Source organism: Serratia sp. X10 (assembly GCF_017811775.1).
In the GTDB taxonomy this organism is placed as follows: domain Bacteria; phylum Pseudomonadota; class Gammaproteobacteria; order Enterobacterales; family Enterobacteriaceae; genus Serratia; species Serratia ureilytica.
This window is the reverse complement of sequence record NZ_JAEIOH010000009.1, coordinates 54,192-70,384: the sequence shown is the minus strand read 5'-3', so window position 1 is coordinate 70,384 and position 16,193 is coordinate 54,192. Positions and strand designations below refer to the sequence as shown.

General features: G+C 60.0%; 17 protein-coding genes and 1 tRNA gene. 6 read left to right on the top strand and 12 right to left on the bottom strand.

What is annotated here, in order from left to right; all coding sequences use genetic code 11:
- The first annotated feature begins 51 nt into the window (after positions 1-51).
- The gene (locus J9788_RS22270; RefSeq protein WP_046899005.1) at positions 52-2,049 is read left to right on the top strand and encodes a choline BCCT transporter BetT; all 1,998 of its coding nucleotides are present in this window, start codon (positions 52-54) and stop codon (positions 2,047-2,049) included.
- Positions 2,050-2,217: 168 nt separating this feature from the next.
- On the opposite strand, the gene J9788_RS22265 is transcribed toward J9788_RS22270, so the two are convergent.
- The 3 genes from J9788_RS22265 to prfB all read right to left on the bottom strand — a co-directional run bounded on the left by J9788_RS22265 (position 2,218) and on the right by prfB (position 5,064).
- A tRNA-Gly gene (locus J9788_RS22265) sits at positions 2,218-2,291 on the bottom strand.
- Positions 2,292-2,438: 147 nt separating this feature from the next.
- The gene (gene lysS, locus J9788_RS22260) at positions 2,439-3,956 is read right to left on the bottom strand and encodes a lysine--tRNA ligase (protein ID WP_004931697.1); all 1,518 of its coding nucleotides are present in this window, start codon (positions 3,954-3,956) and stop codon (positions 2,439-2,441) included.
- Positions 3,957-3,965: 9 nt separating this feature from the next.
- A protein-coding gene (gene prfB / locus J9788_RS22255) for a peptide chain release factor 2 (protein ID WP_099783420.1) occupies positions 3,966-5,064 on the bottom strand; the annotation gives its coding sequence in 2 pieces (ribosomal slippage) (positions 3,966-4,988 and positions 4,990-5,064; 1,098 coding nt in all).
- A 264-nt stretch (positions 5,065-5,328) separates the two neighbouring features.
- Between prfB and J9788_RS22250 the strand changes: the two genes are divergently transcribed.
- The gene (locus J9788_RS22250; RefSeq protein ID WP_095099094.1) at positions 5,329-5,715 is read left to right on the top strand and encodes a type II toxin-antitoxin system RelE/ParE family toxin; all 387 of its coding nucleotides are present in this window, start codon (positions 5,329-5,331) and stop codon (positions 5,713-5,715) included.
- A complete protein-coding gene (locus J9788_RS22245; protein WP_046899002.1) occupies positions 5,708-6,052 on the top strand; it encodes a DNA-binding transcriptional regulator in 345 nt (114 codons plus the stop codon). The genes J9788_RS22250 and J9788_RS22245 overlap by 8 nt, the downstream gene beginning before the upstream one ends.
- Before the next feature lie 51 nt (positions 6,053-6,103).
- Here the strand turns inward: J9788_RS22245 and recJ are convergent, their stop codons facing one another.
- From recJ to xerD, 3 genes are read right to left on the bottom strand one after another with little or no spacing between them, the layout of a single operon-like run.
- Positions 6,104-7,837, bottom strand: a complete 1,734-nt coding sequence (recJ, locus tag J9788_RS22240) for a single-stranded-DNA-specific exonuclease RecJ (RefSeq protein ID WP_182265337.1) — start codon at positions 7,835-7,837, stop codon at positions 6,104-6,106.
- 6 nt (positions 7,838-7,843) lie between these two features.
- Positions 7,844-8,560: a bifunctional protein-disulfide isomerase/oxidoreductase DsbC gene (gene dsbC, locus J9788_RS22235; RefSeq protein ID WP_042785306.1), complete on the bottom strand. Its 717-nt coding sequence runs from the start codon at positions 8,558-8,560 to the stop codon at positions 7,844-7,846.
- A 26-nt stretch (positions 8,561-8,586) separates the two neighbouring features.
- Positions 8,587-9,486 (bottom strand): site-specific tyrosine recombinase XerD, encoded by a 900-nt coding sequence (gene xerD / locus J9788_RS22230; protein ID WP_033644935.1) that lies wholly within the window; start codon positions 9,484-9,486, stop codon positions 8,587-8,589.
- 106 nt (positions 9,487-9,592) lie between these two features.
- Here xerD and fldB point away from each other — a divergent pair, with 106 nt between their 5' ends.
- Complete coding sequence (gene fldB / locus J9788_RS22225; RefSeq protein ID WP_033635825.1) at positions 9,593-10,111, top strand: flavodoxin FldB; 519 nt, start codon at positions 9,593-9,595, stop codon at positions 10,109-10,111.
- Positions 10,112-10,176: 65 nt separating this feature from the next.
- On the opposite strand, the gene J9788_RS22220 is transcribed toward fldB, so the two are convergent.
- Positions 10,177-10,599, bottom strand: a complete 423-nt coding sequence (locus tag J9788_RS22220) for a protein YgfX (RefSeq protein ID WP_046899001.1) — start codon at positions 10,597-10,599, stop codon at positions 10,177-10,179.
- Entirely contained in the window at positions 10,580-10,846 is a 267-nt protein-coding gene (gene sdhE, locus J9788_RS22215; protein WP_019455657.1) for an FAD assembly factor SdhE, read from the bottom strand. The genes J9788_RS22220 and sdhE overlap by 20 nt, the downstream gene beginning before the upstream one ends.
- Positions 10,847-11,166: 320 nt before the next feature.
- Here sdhE and ygfZ point away from each other — a divergent pair, with 320 nt between their 5' ends.
- On the top strand, positions 11,167-12,159 hold the full coding sequence (gene ygfZ, locus J9788_RS22210) for a tRNA-modifying protein YgfZ (RefSeq protein ID WP_099783413.1): 993 nt from the start codon (positions 11,167-11,169) through the stop codon (positions 12,157-12,159).
- Between the two features lie 38 nt (positions 12,160-12,197).
- On the opposite strand, the gene J9788_RS22205 is transcribed toward ygfZ, so the two are convergent.
- Together J9788_RS22205 and J9788_RS22200 are read right to left on the bottom strand one after the other, a co-directional pair.
- Positions 12,198-12,695: a DUF2165 family protein gene (locus tag J9788_RS22205; RefSeq protein ID WP_046898998.1), complete on the bottom strand. Its 498-nt coding sequence runs from the start codon at positions 12,693-12,695 to the stop codon at positions 12,198-12,200.
- Positions 12,696-12,845: 150 nt separating this feature from the next.
- Entirely contained in the window at positions 12,846-13,520 is a 675-nt protein-coding gene (locus tag J9788_RS22200; protein ID WP_033644772.1) for a hemolysin III family protein, read from the bottom strand.
- 183 nt (positions 13,521-13,703) lie between these two features.
- On the opposite strand from J9788_RS22200, the gene J9788_RS22195 reads away from it, so the two are divergent.
- Entirely contained in the window at positions 13,704-14,312 is a 609-nt protein-coding gene (locus J9788_RS22195; protein WP_033644771.1) for an HD family hydrolase, read from the top strand.
- 40 nt (positions 14,313-14,352) lie between these two features.
- Here J9788_RS22195 and rbsK read toward each other — a convergent pair whose 3' ends face one another.
- Both rbsK and alsK read right to left on the bottom strand, forming a co-directional pair.
- Positions 14,353-15,279: a ribokinase gene (rbsK, locus tag J9788_RS22190; RefSeq protein ID WP_046898997.1), complete on the bottom strand. Its 927-nt coding sequence runs from the start codon at positions 15,277-15,279 to the stop codon at positions 14,353-14,355.
- Entirely contained in the window at positions 15,276-16,184 is a 909-nt protein-coding gene (alsK, locus tag J9788_RS22185) for an allose kinase (protein WP_046898996.1), read from the bottom strand. The genes rbsK and alsK overlap by 4 nt, the downstream gene beginning before the upstream one ends.
- Between the last annotated feature and the right edge of the window lie 9 nt (positions 16,185-16,193).

Genomic DNA, 16,193 nt, shown 5'->3' with positions numbered 1-16,193 from the left:
CACCTTTCCTCCATTCAGGGCGATAATCAAACAAATGGAATAAATCAATTTATGAGTGAGAAAGACACCTCCTTAAATAAGCCGCAAAGCCATATCAACAAAGCGGTATTCTTCACCTCTGCAGTCCTCATTTTTCTTCTGGTCGCCTTCGCCGCCTTTTTCCCCGACGTCGCTGACAAAAACTTCAAGCTTCTGCAGCAACAAATCTTCACCAACGCCAGCTGGTTTTATATTTTGGCCGTGGCGCTCATATTGCTCAGCGTGACGTTTCTGGGGCTTTCTCGTTACGGCGACATCAAACTTGGCCCCGATCATGCGCAACCCGATTTTCGCTACCACTCCTGGTTTGCCATGCTATTTTCGGCGGGGATGGGTATCGGTCTGATGTTCTTCGGCGTGGCGGAACCGGTTATGCACTATCTCTCGCCGCCGGTCGGCACGCCCGAGAGCATCGAGGCGGCCAAACAGGCCATGCGCCTGACCTTTTTCCACTGGGGGCTGCATGCCTGGGCGATCTACGCCATCGTGGCGTTGATTCTGGCCTTCTTCAGCTATCGGCATGGCCTGCCGTTGACCCTGCGCTCCGCGCTTTATCCGATCATCGGCGATCGCATTTATGGCCCTATCGGCCACGCCGTCGATATCTTCGCCGTCATCGGCACCGTATTCGGGGTCGCGACCTCGCTGGGTTATGGCGTATTGCAGGTCAACGCCGGGCTTAACCACCTGTTTGGCGTGCCAATCAACGAAACCGTTCAGGTGATATTAATCGTGGTGATTACCGGGCTGGCCACCATTTCCGTGGTTTCCGGGCTGGAGAAGGGCATACGCTTTCTGTCGGAGCTGAACCTCAGCCTGGCGCTGTTGCTCCTGGCCTTGGTGTTGCTGTTGGGGCCAACCGTTTTGCTGTTGAAATCCTTTGTGGAAAATACCGGCGGCTATCTGTCCGAGCTGGTCAGCAAAACCTTCAACCTGTATGCCTATGAACCCAAATCCAGCAACTGGCTAGGCGGATGGACGCTGCTCTACTGGGGGTGGTGGCTCTCCTGGTCGCCTTTCGTCGGGATGTTCATCGCCCGGGTTTCCCGCGGCCGAACCATCCGCGAATTTGTCACGGGCGTGCTGTTCGTCCCGGCCGGCTTCACCCTCATGTGGATGACCGTGTTCGGCAACAGCGCCATTTACCTCATCATGGAAAAGGGCGCGACAGATCTCGCCGCTACGGTACAACAAGACGTGGCCTTGGCGTTGTTTAACTTTCTGGAGCATTTCCCATTCTCCAGCGTGCTTTCGTTTATCGCCATGGCGATGGTTATCGTCTTTTTTGTCACGTCCGCCGACTCCGGCGCCATGGTCGTGGATACCCTGGCTTCGGGCGGCTCCAGCAACACGCCGGTATGGCAACGCATTTTCTGGGCGTCGCTGATGGGCATCGTCGCCATCGCCTTGCTGATCGCCGGGGGGCTCAGCGCGCTGCAAACCGTCACCATCGCCAGCGCGCTGCCTTTCTCGGCCATCTTGCTGATATCCATTTACGGTTTGCTTAAGGCGCTGCGTCGCGATCTGACCAAGCGCGACAGCCAGAATATGGCCACCATCGCCCCTACCGCCGCCCGCAATCCTATCCCCTGGCAGCGCAGGCTGCGTAATATCGCTTATCTGCCAAAGCGCTCGCTGGTTAAGCGCTTTATGGACGAAGTCATCCAGTCGGCCATGACGCTGGTGCAGGAGGAGCTGAGCAAGCAAGGCACGCTCAGCAGCATCAACACCGACGCGGAAGATCGCATTCGTTTCGAGGTTGATTTAGGCGATGAGCTTAACTTTATCTATGAAGTCAGACTGCGCGGCTACAGCTCGCCGACCTTCGCCCTGGCCGGGCTGGATAATGATGAACAGCAAGCCGAGCAGCACAAATATTATCGCGCGGAGATCTACCTGAAAGAAGGCGGCCAGAACTACGATGTCATGGGCTGGAATCAGGAGCAGTTGATCAACGATATTCTCGACCAGTACGAAAAGCATCTGCATTTCTTGCATCTGGTGCGCTGAATGCCGACATGCCGTCCCCAGGGGCGGCATTTTTTTGCCCTGCCTTCCTCCCTGCGGCGCTGATGATGCGGGTGGGATGGAGGGCGACCAGAAATAATGCTTACATGTGCAAAGGATTGGGTTGGGGTAACGTTTTGGAGAATCAGGATGCTTTCACGAGGAGGGTACTGGAGCGGGTGAAGGGAATCGAACCCTCGTATGCAGCTTGGGAAGCTGCCGTTCTACCATTGAACTACACCCGCATCGATGTGCGACAGGCATTATAACCGGTTATCGGCGGCGGGCAAGCGGAGATGGCGCGTAACTGTCGATGTTTTAAGCGGTTAAGTCCTGCAGACGAAAAAAAACCGGCGCAGTTGCCCGCACCGGTTGTTGCACGCTAAACGCGATTATTTCTGCGGGCGCATCGCCGGGAACAGAATCACGTCGCGGATGGTGTGGCTGTTGGTGAACAGCATCACCATGCGGTCGATGCCGATGCCCAGACCGGCGGTTGGCGGCAGGCCGTGCTCCAGCGCGGTGACGTAGTCTTCGTCGTAGAACATCGCTTCGTCGTCGCCGGCGTCTTTGGCGTTCACCTGATCGGCGAAGCGCTGCGCCTGGTCTTCGGCGTCGTTCAGCTCGGAGAAGCCGTTGCCGATTTCACGGCCGCCGATGAAGAACTCGAAGCGGTCGGTGATTTCCGGGTTCACGTCGTTGCGGCGCGCCAGCGGCGACACTTCAGCCGGGTACTCGGTGATGAAGGTCGGCTGAATCAGATGGCTTTCCGCCACTTCTTCGAAGATCTCGGTCACGACGCGGCCCAGGCCCCAGCTCTTCTCAACCTTGATGCCGATGGATTCCGCGATGGCCACCGCTTTGCCCATGTCGGCCAGGTCAGCCAGATCGGTTTCCGGACGGTATTTCTTGATCGCCTCGGTCATGGTCAGCTTCTCGAACGGCTTGCCGAAGTCGAACACTTCGTCGCCGTACTGCACCTGAGAGGTACCCAGCACTTTCTCGGTCAGGGTGCGGAACAGCGTCTCGGTCAGCTCGATCAGGTCTTTGTAATCCGCGTAAGCCATGTAGAGTTCCATCATGGTGAACTCTGGATTATGACGCGGAGAAACGCCTTCGTTGCGGAAGTTGCGGTTGATTTCGAACACGCGCTCGAAGCCGCCGACCACCAGACGCTTCAGATACAGTTCCGGCGCGATGCGCAGGTACATGTCGATATCCAGCGCATTGTGGTGGGTGATGAACGGACGCGCCGACGCGCCGCCCGGGATCACCTGCATCATCGGGGTTTCGACTTCCATGAAGCCGCGTTCCACCATGAAGTTACGGATAGCCGACATCACCTGAGAACGCACCTTGAAGGTGTTGCGCGATTCTTCGTTGGCGATCAGATCCAGGTAACGCTGGCGGTAACGGGTTTCCTGATCCGCCAGGCCGTGGAATTTGTCCGGCAGCGGACGCAGCGCTTTGGTCAGCAGACGCAGTTCGGTGCAGTGGATCGACAGTTCGCCGGTCTTGGTTTTGAACAGCTTGCCGCGCGCGCCGAGGATATCGCCCAGGTCCCACTTCTTGAACTGCTCGTTGTACACGCCTTCAGCCAGATCGTCGCGCGCGACGTACAGCTGAATGCGGCCGCCCACGTCCTGCAGCGTAACGAAGGATGCCTTGCCCATAATGCGGCGGGTCATCATGCGGCCGGCGACGGTCACTTCTACGCCCAGCGCTTCCAGCTCTTCGTTGTCTTTATCGCCGTACGCGGCGTGCAGTTTGTCGGAGGTGGAGTCGCGACGGAAGTCGTTCGGGAACGCAATGCCGTTCTCACGCAGGCCGGCCAGTTTCTCGCGGCGGGACTGCAGCTCGTTATTGAGATCCAGCGCCTGATCGGCGCCCTGTACTTGTTGTTCAGACATTTCTATTCCTCATAACCCGGCTTTCAAACTTGCCTCAATGAATTTATCCAGGTCGCCATCCAGTACGGCCTGCGTGTTACGCGTTTCGACGTTGGTGCGCAAATCCTTGATGCGGGAGTCATCCAGCACGTAAGAACGGATTTGGCTGCCCCAGCCGATGTCGGACTTGTTGTCTTCCATCGCCTGTTTATCAGCATTTTTCTTTTGCATCTCAAACTCGTACAGCTTGGCTCGCAGCTGTTTAAACGCTTGATCCTTGTTCTTATGCTGAGAACGATCGTTCTGGCACTGCACCACGATGTTGGTTGGCAGGTGAGTAATACGTACGGCGGATTCGGTTTTGTTGACGTGCTGACCGCCCGCACCGGAGGCGCGGTACACGTCGATGCGCAGATCCGCCGGGTTGATATCGATGTCGATATCGTCGTCCACTTCCGGGTAGATGAACACCGAGCTGAACGAGGTGTGGCGACGGCCGCCGGAGTCGAACGGGCTCTTGCGCACCAGGCGGTGAACGCCGGTTTCAGTGCGCAACCAGCCGAACGCGTAGTCGCCGATGATCTTGATGGTGGCCGATTTCAGGCCCGCAACGTCGCCGTCGGACTCTTCGATCACTTCGGTCTTGAAGCCCTTGGCTTCGGCCCAGCGCAGGTACATGCGCAGCAGCATGCTGGCCCAGTCTTGCGCTTCGGTGCCGCCGGAGCCGGCCTGAATGTCCAGATAGCAGTCGGCGCTGTCGTATTCGCCGGAGAACATGCGGCGGAATTCCAGCTGCTCGAGCTTGGCGATCAGTTGATCGAGTTCGGCGACCGCTTCGTTGAAGGTCTCTTCATCGTCGGCTTCCACCGCCAGCTCCAGCAGACCGCTGACGTCTTCGCTGCCCTGCTGCAGGTGATCGATGGTTTCAACGATGGCTTCCAGCGCGGCGCGCTCTTTGCCGAGCGCCTGTGCGCGCTCCGGTTCGTTCCAAACGTCCGGCTGCTCCAGCTCGGCGTTGACTTCTTCTAGGCGTTCCTTCTTGGCATCATAGTCAAAGATACCCCCTAAGAACCGCAGTCCGCTCGGACAGGTCCTGAATTCGGTTTTTTACCGGGTTAATTTCAAACATGGTTTTGCGTTCTTTTACGTTGATGTCGTCGATGGCGGAATGCCATTGGAACCGCTAATTCTAACGGATCCGGGCGGCAGTTTATAGCGAGTTGGTCAGTTTTTGTGGCGATCGGGCGCCAAAGCGTGTAGCGGGGAGAGCTGGCGTTTCGTCCGTGTTTTCTTGTCGGCGCCAACCAAGCCACTAAGCTGTTCAAGTATTGAGCAGCTTAGTCATTAAGACTATAGTCACGACGATGACTCAACAGGGATAGGCGGTGCCAACATGGACATTTTCGTTACGGATGATTTCGACAAATTTATGAAGAAAAATCGCATCGTCGATCAAAAAATTTGCACGGCAGCTCACGAACTCGAACATGGCAACCATGACGGCGATCTGGGGGGCGGCGTCTACAAGAAACGCCTCCCGCTCAATCGGGGTAAACGGGGCGGCGCCCGATCCATCGTGGCATTTAAACACGGACGCCATCAGTATTTTGTTGATGGATGGCTAAAAAACACCGTAAAACAGAACGGTGCAAAAGAAATTAACGATGATGAATTAGCAACCTATCGCGAGCTCGCTAAAGACTTTCTTGCCATGCCGCCAGAAATTATCAAACGAGCCATCGATAGCGGTTACCTGCGAGAGGTGAAATGCGATGACTGATAATCGCCTACTCAGACTGCAAAAAATGGCGCAACGATTCAATGAAATTGGCGCAGTGTCAGACGACACCATGCGCAGCATCGATGCGCGCGTTCAGGCGCAAGAGCAAAATGCCCAGCATGAACAGCGTGAGCAAATGGACGGCGCACGCATCAAAATGCTACGCAAACGGCTTGGCTTAAGTCAGGCCGATCTGGCGGCCGTGGTCAATATGTCGACCACCAGCGTACAGAAATGGGAACGTAATGCGGTGAAACCCCAGGGTTCCGCGCTCAGAATGCTGGAAATTATCGAGCAGAAAGGCGTCGCCAGCCTGATTATTCCGCCACGAAACTGATGGAACGTTCGTACACCGGTCACTTACCGCTACACGAACGCCCATTTCGCCTCAGCGCGGCCAAAGGTGCTGGATCAGCAGTTGCACGTTGCGGTTGCCGCGAAACTCGTTGAAGTCGAGTTTGTAGGCCAGTTCCACTTCGCGCACGCTGCTGTCCGGCCACAGCGTGGTGTCCACGTTGAACGCAATGCCGTCGAGCAACGGGCCGCCGCCAAGCGGTTCCACCATCAGCTTCAGGTGTTTCTCACCCACCAACCGCTGCTGCAGGATGCGGAACTTGCCGTCGAAGGTCGGTTCCGGGAACGCCTGGCCCCACGGGCCGCCCTCGCGCAGCAGCTCCGCCGTCGTCAACGACAGCTCCTGCATCGCCAGTTCGCCGTCGGACCAGATCACCCCTTCCAACATCGCCGGATCGAGCCATTCGCCCACCAGCTCGCCGAAACGCTGGCGGAACTCGTCGAATTTGGCCTCTTCCAGCGACAGCCCGGCCGCCATCGCGTGGCCGCCGAACTTCATCATCAGCCCGGGGTTCAGCATATCCAGCCGCTCCAGCGCGTCGCGCATGTGCAAGCCGGGCACCGAACGCCCGGAGCCTTTCAGGATGCCGTCACCCGCCGGCGCGAAAGCGATCACCGGACGGTGGAAACGCTCTTTGATGCGCGAAGCGAGGATGCCCACCACGCCCTGATGCCATTCCGGATGATACATCGCCAGCCCGTAAGGCAGCTCGGTGCTGGTGCGCTCCAGCTGATCGCACAGCTGCAGGGCTTCCACCTGCATGCCCTGCTCTATCTCGCGTCGCGTCTGGTTCAGCGCATCGAGATCGTTGGCCAGCATGCGCGCCTGCGCGATGTCGTCGCTCAACAGCAGCGCCACGCCGATCGACATGTCGTCCAGCCTGCCGGCGGCGTTGAGCCGCGGGCCGAGGGCGAAACCGAGATCGTTGGCCGCCAGTTGGCGGGCGTCGCGGTTGGCCACTTCGAGCAGCGCGCGGATGCCCGGTCGGCATTTGCCGGCGCGGATGCGGTTTAATCCCTGATACACCAGAATGCGGTTGTTGGCGTCCAGCGGCACCACGTCGGCCACGGTGCCGAGCGCCACCAGATCCAGCAGTTCCGCCAGATTCGGCATCGCCAGCGCGCGCTGCTCGAACCAGCCGCTGTCCCGCAGCCGGGCGCGCAGCGCCAGCATCAGGTAGAACGCCACGCCTACCCCCGCCAGCGATTTGGACGGGAAGGCGCAGCCGCGCAGGTTGGGGTTAACGATCGCTTCAGCCGCCGGCAGGGTCTCGCCCGGCAGGTGGTGATCGGTCACCAGCACCTGCATGCCTTTGGCGTGCGCCACGTCGACGCCGGCGTGGGAGGAGATGCCGTTATCGACGGTAACAATGAGTTCTGCGCCGCGCGCCGCCGCCTGCTCCACCACTTCGGGGCTCAGGCCGTAACCGTCTTCGAAACGGTTAGGCACCAGATAGTCGACGGCTGCGCCGCCCATGCTGCGCAGCGCCAGCACCGTCAGCGCGGTGCTGGTGGCGCCATCGGCGTCGAAATCGCCCACCACCATGATGCGGCGACCGTCGGCCAGCGCTTGCTGCAACAGGCTGACGGCGTCGTCGATGCCGTCCAGCTGTTGCCAGGGCAGCATGCCCTTAACGCCGCGCTCCAACTCTTGCTCAGCCTGCACGCCGCGCAGGGCGTAAAGCCGGCGCAGAAGCGGCGGCAAACTGGCGGGCAGATGCGTGTCGTCCGCCGCCGGGCGGCGGCGTAGTTGCGTTTTGATACTCACCGGCGATTAACCACCGGCTTTGGTGGCGGCCTGATGCGCGTCCAGCATGGCGGCCATCTCTTTCGGCCCCTGATAGCCCGGGATCATCATGCCGTTTTCCAGGATGATGGCCGGCGTGCCCTGAATGCCGAACTGCACGCCCAGCTCGTAATGCTTGCTGATGTCGGTTTTGCAGGTCGCCGGAGAAACGGCGTCGCCCTTCATGGCGGCGTCGAACGCCTTGGCCTTGTCGGCGGTGCACCAGATCGACTGCATGTCTTTTTCAGCCTGGGAAGCCAGCCCCTGGCGCGGGAACGCCAGGTAACGCACGGTAATGCCCAGATCGTTGTACTCTTTCATCTGCTGATGCAGCTTGTGACAGTAACCGCAGGTGATGTCGGTGAACACGGTGATCACGTGTTTCTCTTTCGGCGCTTTGTAAACGATCATCTGATCTTTCAGCGCTTCCATCTTGGTGCTCAGCAGTTGGTTGGTCACGTTGACCGGCTCTTTGCCGCTGACGTCGAACAGCGGGCCCTGCAGGATGTGCTTGCCGTCTTCGGAGGCGTACAGCACGCCACTGTCGGTCAGCACGGTTTTCAGGCCGTTGACCGGCGAAGGCTGCACGTCCGCCTGCTGAATGCCCAGGCTGGCGAGCGCTTTTTTGATCGCCGCGTCATCGGCATGGGCGGCGCCGGCCACCGAAGCCACCAGCAGAGAGAGCAGCATTAAACCTTTTTTCATTGTTCCAATCCTTTCGAACCCGCCGCTCAGGCGCGCGGGTGATGCTGTTGATGTAGCTGTTTCAGTCGTTCGGTCGCTACATGAGTATAAATTTGCGTGGTCGAGAGATCGCTGTGGCCTAACAACATCTGTACGACACGGAGATCGGCCCCATGGTTCAGCAAATGGGTGGCGAACGCGTGCCGCAACACGTGCGGCGACAGACGCTCGCTGTCGATGCCCGCAAGGATGGCATAGTGTTTGATGCGATGCCAGAACGTCTGTCGGGTCATTTGCTGACACCGGTTGCTTGGGAACAGCACATCCAGAGTCTGGCCGTTGACCAGCCACGGGCGACCGTGCTCCAGATAATTTTCGATCCAGTAGACCGCTTCTTCGCCCAGCGGCACCAGCCGCTCCTTGTTGCCCTTGCCGATCACCCGCACCACGCCCTGACGCAGGCTGACGTCGCTGATGTTCAACCCCACCAGCTCAGAGACCCGCAGCCCGGTCGCGTACAACACCTCGAGCATCGCCTTGTCGCGCAGCTCCAGCGGCTGATCGACGCAGGGCGCCTGCAGCAGCGCATCGACCTGCGCCTCGCTCAGATCCTTCGGCAAACGCTGCGGCAGCTTCGGGGAAGCCAGCTGCGCGGTGGGATCGTCGGCGCGCAGCTTTTCGCGGTACAGATACTGAAACAGGCGCCTCATGGCGCTCAGCAAGCGCGCGGAGCTGGTGGCCTTGTAGCCGCCATCCACCCGCTCGGCGAGAAACGCCTGCAGATCCAAGGCCTGCGCCTGCAGCAAGTCGGTGTTTTGCTGGCCAAGCCAGGCGCCCAGGGCCTGCAAATCCAGCCGGTAGGAGGCCAGCGTATTTTCCGCCAGATTGCGCTCAAGCCACAGCGCATCCAGGAATTGTTCAATCAGCGCATTGTCTTGCTGTTGCACGCGGTCCTCTCTTCGTTGCATTTCCACCCGCGCCATTATGCCTTAAGCCGACGCAAATCAGGTATACTCGCTGCAATTCTCTAAACAGCAACGTAACGGTTTACACATGAAGATTGGTCTGTTTTACGGCTCCAGCACCTGCTACACCGAGATGGCGGCAGAAAAAATCCGTGAGATTCTGGGTGAAGACCTGGTCGACCTGCACAACCTGAAAGACGTCTCGCCCAAGCTGATGGAGGACTATTCCATTCTCATCCTCGGCATCCCGACCTGGGATTTCGGCGAACTGCAGGAAGACTGGGAAGCTATCTGGCCGCAGCTGCCGGCGCTGGATCTGAAAGGCAAGATCGTCGCCATGTACGGCATGGGCGACCAGCTCGGTTACGGCGAGTGGTTCCTCGACGCGCTGGGCATGCTGCACGATCACATCGCGCCGCTGGGCGTGCAGTTCATCGGCTTCTGGCCAACCGAGGGCTTCGAGTTCACCAGCCCCAAACCGCTGAGCGCCGACGGCAAACACTTCGTCGGCCTGGCGCTCGATGAGGTCAACCAATACGATCTGAGCGAAGAGCGCCTGCAGCAATGGTGCGAACAGATCCTGTTGGAAATGGAGCCGCTGCTGTAGCCGCCGTCGGGCGATCTTCCCCAAACGCCGAGCGCCGGCGGCATGATTCGCGCCGGCGCCCCCTATCAGTCTTGTTCGCCGTCACTCGCCGGCGGATACAGCAACAGCTGCCGCAGGTGGCGCCACTCCTCTTTGCTCATGCAGTCAGAAGCCAGCCACAGCCGACGGCGCTTTTTGCCCTCCATAGGCTGTAGCGTCAGCAGCAGGCCGTAGCCCGGCATCCAGGGCTTCTTCACCAGCCGCCATTCTCGGCCGTGCCAGCTGAAACGCCTGTCCGCCAGCAGCCGCAGTTCACCCTGCACCGCGGCGATGCGCTTCTGGCTGCGAATGCACTGAAACACCACCAGCGTCAGCAACACCAGCCAGAGCGGACCAAAGCCTTCCGGCCAGGGCGAAATCAGGATCAGCAGGATCAGGACGCCGTGGGTCAACAGAGAGAACAGCTGGGTGCGCCAGGAAATGCGGATATCACATCGCCACTGGGCCACGATCTTTATTTCGCGTTTGGATCAGGGTCACCATTCTTTGCAGCTCGCTGTCCTGCGGCGCGCCATGATTCATCAGCCAGTTGAACAAATCGGGATCGTCGCACTCGAGCAGACGGATGAACAGCGCCTTGTCCGCGTCATTCAGGCTGTCGTATTCGTATTCGAAGAACGGCATGATGGAGATGTCCAGCTCGCGCATGCCACGACGGCAAGCCCAGTGAATACGTGCTTTGTTGTTAATATCCATGTTGTTATGACTCACCTCTTTTCAGCGCGGCAGCGCCAGCGCAGGGTTCAAATGACACACTGTATGGCAACGCCGTCGCAATATAATTCCATCAACCGGGGATCTGTCTGCAAGGGTGCCCTGGCCGCAAGCCTATAGAGTAACAATTTGACATACACGCCGGGAAGGCGCTTTGTGGCGGAAAACGCAATAAAGCGCAAAATGCCAAAAAAAGCGCCCCCCGGCGCCGCGGCGCGAATAACAGTTTGCAAAGCCCGCCGCCTCTTTTACCATGGGTTCAATACCCTTCAGGTAAGCTAAACGTTGAGCAGGAACTTACTATGGCGCATAACATTCCATTCCCACCCCGTCAGCCCTCCGCTTCCACCCATCTGCCCCTGACGCTGATCTCGCTGGAAGATTGGGCGCTGGTGACGCTGAACGGGCCGGACGCGGTGAAATATCTCCAGGGCCAGGTGACGGCGGACATCGACGCGCTGGCGGCCGATCAACACGTGCTGTGCGCCCACTGCGACGCCAAGGGCAAAATGTGGAGCAACCTGCGTCTGTTCCACCGTGGCGAAGGCTTCGCCTATCTGGAGCGCCGCAGCGTGCTGGACAGCCAACTGGCTGAAATCAAAAAATATGCGGTGTTCTCCAAAGTCACCATCGCCGCCGATAATGACGCAGTATTGCTGGGGGTCGCCGGTTTCCAGGCGCGCGCCGCGCTGGCGGGCCTGTTCGCCACGCTGCCGAGCGCCGAGCACCCGGTGGTGCAGGAAGGCGAAACCACGCTGCTGCACTTCGCTGCGCCGGCGGAACGCTTTCTGCTGGTGACCCGCCCCGCCGTGGCCGAACAGCTGATCGGCAAACTGCATGATCAGGCGGAACTGAATGACAGCAGCCAGTGGCTGGCGCTGGAGATCGAAGCCGGTTATCCGGTTATCGACGCCGCCAACAGCGCGCAGCTGATCCCGCAGGCCACCAACCTGCAGGCGCTGGAAGGCATCAGCTTCAGCAAGGGCTGCTATACCGGCCAGGAGATGGTGGCGCGCGCCAAATTCCGCGGCGCCAACAAACGCGCGCTCTACTGGCTGGAAGGTAAAGCCGCTCGCGCCCCGCAGGCGGCGGAAGATCTGGAGCTGCAGCTGGGTGAAAACTGGCGCCGCACCGGCACCGTACTGGCGTCGAGCCAATTGGCCGACGGCACGCTGTGGGTGCAGGTGGTGATGAATAACGATTTAGACGCCGACAGCAAGCTGCGGGTGCGCGACGATGCCGCCAGCCAGCTGGCGATCAAACCCTTGCCCTACTCGCTGGCCGAAGAGAAATAATCCGTCGGCCGCAGGCGCCCTGCCTGCGGCCATCTTCGTTACTCGTCCAGCTCCCCGTCGCGCTGCACCAGATAAATCAGCACCAAAATGATGGTGATGAAGAAACGAAAGGCATCGGGAACGCCGTTCCACTGCTTCGACATCCACATGCCGAACCACTCACCGCCTATCGACATGAAACCGACCTGCCAGGTGAGGAAGCCCAGCGTCAGGCCGATCACCGCCAGCGTTTTGCGACCGTTAAAGGCCCTGGCGGGCAGTTTCAGGCCGCCCAACAGTCGCAGGCCGCCGATCCAGCACAGCAGCGCGGTCAGGCTTTCCAGCGCAATGATGAAAATATAACCGGCGTGATGCAGCCACGGCGTCTGTATCGAGCGATAGCCGATGGTGGCGTCGGGGAAAATTGTGTCCATCATAAAGACATGGCGCACAAAGGCGAAGTTGGAGCCGTAGTCGGTGATGTTGCCGAAGGCGACCAGTGAAGCGAACAAAGCGATAGCGCAGACCAGCAGCGCTTTGGATAAGCGAACGATCATCTTGGTGAGTCCTGAACAGAGGTTAAAGAAACGGTATGCGGGCTCAGAAATGAAGGAACGGGCTTGCTGGATACCCGAAAGAAGCAAGCGCCTCTTTTTTAAAACAAAAGAGGCGCCAGTTCAATACGCATTCAGACGTAGCGGCAAGGCTTAGACGTACAGGTAGATCGCCATGAAATGGCAGGCGCTGCCGCCGAGCACGAAACCGTGCCAGATGGCGTGGCCAAAGCGAATGCGCTTGGAAGCGTAGAAAATCACGCCCAGGGTATAGACCACCCCGCCGATCGCCAGCAGCGTGACGCCGCCGGCCTCCAGCCGCGTGACCAACTGATAAATCACGATCAGCGACAGCCAGCCCATCGTCAGGTAGGTCACCAACGACAGGGCTTCAAAACGGTGGGCGAAGGCCAGTTTGAACAGCACGCCGAGCAGCGCCAACCCCCAGATTACCGCCATCAATCCCTTCGCCAGCGGCGAATCCAGCCCCACCAGCAAAAACGGCGTGTAAGTGCCGGCAATCAGGAGATAAATGGCGCAGTGATCGAACTTTTTCAGCCAATGCTTGGCCTTCTGATGCGGAATCGCATGGTACAGCGTGGAAGCGAGAAACAGCAGGATCATGCTGCCGCCGTATAGGCTGTAACTGGTGATGGCCGTCGCATCGGCGCCGGTATTCACCGCCTGCACCAACAGCAACACCAGACCGACGATGCCGAACACCAGCCCGATGCCGTGGCTGATGCTGTTGGCGATCTCTTCCGCCCACGGATAAGCCGCGGCGACAATCTTATTGGTCCCGGCTTTCACTACGTCCGTTTTCCCCATAACGCGCAACCCCTCAAAATGCCCTGCTTTGTTCGAAATTAACGCAAAGCAGCTTAACTGAGAATAATTCCAGTGTACACGTGTACGCTAAAATAAAAATGTGAACGCGTGTAACCATCGAAATCCCCTGCCCGGTGGTCTACAATCCTCAGGCTTCAACCCACCCACCTTGAGGTTTACACCATGTCATCCGCTGTACCCGCGTTAGATTTCGGTTCAATGACCCAGGCCATCCAGTTCCTGATGGAAATCGATAAGTTGAAAGGCGTGCAACGCCGCACCAAAGTGCTGGGCACCCAGCGCCAGGAAAACTCCGCCGAACACAGTTGGCACTTCGCCATCGCCGCCATGAGCCTGGCCCCGTACGCCGGTGATGACGTAGACATTCAGCGCGTGATCCAGATGGCGCTGCTGCATGACATCGTGGAAATCGACGCCGGTGACGTGCTGGTCTACGATCTGGCCGCCCGCGCGGCGATCCACGATCAGGAAGTGGCGGCGGCGCGCCGTCTGTTCGGCATGCTGCCGCAGACACAGCGCGAGTATTTCACCGCTTTATGGCAGGAGTATGAAGAGGGCGAAAGCGCCGATGCCCGCTTCGCCTTGCTGCTGGATCGCACCATGCCGATGCTGATGAACCTGCACAACGAAGGCCAGAGCTGGGTGGAAAACGGCATCAGCCTGGAGCAGGTACTGTCGCGCAATGCGGCGATCGCCGACGTGCATCCCGAGCTGTGGCGCCACCTGGAGCAACATCTGCGGGATGCGCAGCGCAAAGGCTGGTTGAAATAAGGGAACCGGGCTGCCGCCTCCGCGCCGCAGCCCGTCATCGTCAAGCAAACGCCCGTTGGCGCGCCAGCGCCTCGTCATAGCTCGGCATCGACACCGCCGCACCGGCGCGCTCCACGCAGACCGCCGCATAGGCGGCGGCAAAACGCACCGCCTCGGCTAACGGCACCTGATTCGCCAGCTGCGCCGCCAAGGCGCCGTTAAACGCATCGCCCGCGCCGGTGGTGTCTTTCGGCTGTGCCGGAAACGCCGGGATCAGCTCGCTGTTTTCCCCGTCCGAGAACAACGCCCCCTGCGTGCCCAACGTCACAATCAGCAAACGAATGCCCTTGGCGTGCAACACCTGCGCCGCCTGACGCGCCGAAGCCACATCGCGCACCGGCACGCCGGTCAGCAACGTGCACTCGGTGGCGTTGGGCGTCAGCAGATCGACCTGCGCCAACAGGCTGTCCGGCACCGGCTGAAACGGCGCCGGGTTGAGTATGATGAACGTTTGCGCTTCGCGGGCAATGGCGATCACCTGCTCGATCGCCGGCAGATTGTTCTCCAATTGAGTCAGCAGAATATCCGCCGCGGCGATCGCCGGCCGGCACTGACGCACCTCGTCTTCGCTGACCGTCAGATTGGCGCCGGGATCGACGGCGATCATGTTTTCCGCATCCTCGCCGGCAACGTAGATAAGCGCATTGCCGGTGGGGCAATCGCCGGTAGAGAACAGCGTCACCGCATCGAAACCGGCGGCGGCGAGGTGGCGCCGGGCGAAGGTGCCGAAGTCGTCGCGCCCCACCTTGCCGATATAATGCACCCGCGCCCCGGCGCGCAGCGCGGCGGTCGCCTGGTTGGCGCCCTTGCCGCCCGCCCCCATCATGCTGTTGCGGGCGATCAGTGATTCGCCGGGCTGCGGAAAGCGCGCCATACCGGCGACGATATCCAGGTTGAACGAACCGAACACGCAGACTTTGCCTTTCATTGCGGGTACTCCCTGCTCAATTGGAGGTGGCGCCGGGCGGCCAGACAGGCGCCTTTGCTGCCGGTTTCATCGCCGAGGCGGCTGACGGAGATCGTCAGCCCCTGCGCCGGCTGCGGCGCGCGCAGATGACGGCGGATCTCCTGCTCCAACCGCACCAACGGAAAACCGCGCATGGCGATCACGCCGCCGCCCAGGATCAGGCACTGGGGGTCGATCACGTTCATTTCGACGGCGATGGTCTGCGCCAATCGCTCGACGAAGCGCTGCAGATCCGGATGCTCGCCGTGGCGTTCGAACAGCCGGTCAAACGGCGTTTGCGCCGCGTTGGCGCGCGCCCAGCCGGTTAGCCAGTGACCGGAGGTCAAACTCTCGACGCAGCCCCGTTTACCGCACGGGCATTCGCCCTGATGGCCCGGCCAGGGAATGTGCCCCAGCTCGCCGGCGGCGCCGTGCGCGCCGTGGTAAAAATCGCCGTTCAGCCACAGGCTGTTGCCCATGCCGGTGCCCAGATACAGCCCGACCGCCACCTGCGGCAACGCCGGCAGCTGCTGCAGATCCCACCACAGCAGATGATTGACGTCCTTGTCCATTCGCACCGGCAGCGCCAGCAAATCGGCCAACAGCGCCGCCACCGGCTGAGCGTCCAGCGCCGGGATAAACGGCAGCGACAGCACCCGCGAGCGATCGCGGCTGAGGATCCCCGGCAGCCCCAGCATCACCTGCGCCACCTGACGATCTTGGCAATGCCCGGCGATCAGCCGGCCTAACGCCGCCAGCGGATCGGCCTGCCGCGCCCAGTCGGCGGTCGCTATCTTGCGGTAACCGCTGAATTCACCTTCATCATCCATCAACAGCAGGCGGGTATTGGTGCCGCCGACGTCAACGCCAAGAAAATACCGCATCATGTCCCCCGC

Coding starts and splice junctions, on each gene's coding strand:
- J9788_RS22250 (WP_095099094.1), top strand. CDS start 5,329: ATGGACATTTTCGTTACGGATGATTTCGACAAATTTATGAAGAAAAAT.
- J9788_RS22205 (WP_046898998.1), bottom strand. CDS start 12,695: ATGATCGTTCGCTTATCCAAAGCGCTGCTGGTCTGCGCTATCGCTTTG.
- lysS (WP_004931697.1), bottom strand. CDS start 3,956: ATGTCTGAACAACAAGTACAGGGCGCCGATCAGGCGCTGGATCTCAAT.
- J9788_RS22270 (WP_046899005.1), top strand. CDS start 52: ATGAGTGAGAAAGACACCTCCTTAAATAAGCCGCAAAGCCATATCAAC.
- alsK (WP_046898996.1), bottom strand. CDS start 16,184: ATGATGCGGTATTTTCTTGGCGTTGACGTCGGCGGCACCAATACCCGC.
- dsbC (WP_042785306.1), bottom strand. CDS start 8,560: ATGAAAAAAGGTTTAATGCTGCTCTCTCTGCTGGTGGCTTCGGTGGCC.
- sdhE (WP_019455657.1), bottom strand. CDS start 10,846: ATGGATATTAACAACAAAGCACGTATTCACTGGGCTTGCCGTCGTGGC.
- fldB (WP_033635825.1), top strand. CDS start 9,593: ATGAAGATTGGTCTGTTTTACGGCTCCAGCACCTGCTACACCGAGATG.
- J9788_RS22195 (WP_033644771.1), top strand. CDS start 13,704: ATGTCATCCGCTGTACCCGCGTTAGATTTCGGTTCAATGACCCAGGCC.
- J9788_RS22200 (WP_033644772.1), bottom strand. CDS start 13,520: ATGGGGAAAACGGACGTAGTGAAAGCCGGGACCAATAAGATTGTCGCC.
- J9788_RS22245 (WP_046899002.1), top strand. CDS start 5,708: ATGACTGATAATCGCCTACTCAGACTGCAAAAAATGGCGCAACGATTC.
- ygfZ (WP_099783413.1), top strand. CDS start 11,167: ATGGCGCATAACATTCCATTCCCACCCCGTCAGCCCTCCGCTTCCACC.
- rbsK (WP_046898997.1), bottom strand. CDS start 15,279: ATGAAAGGCAAAGTCTGCGTGTTCGGTTCGTTCAACCTGGATATCGTC.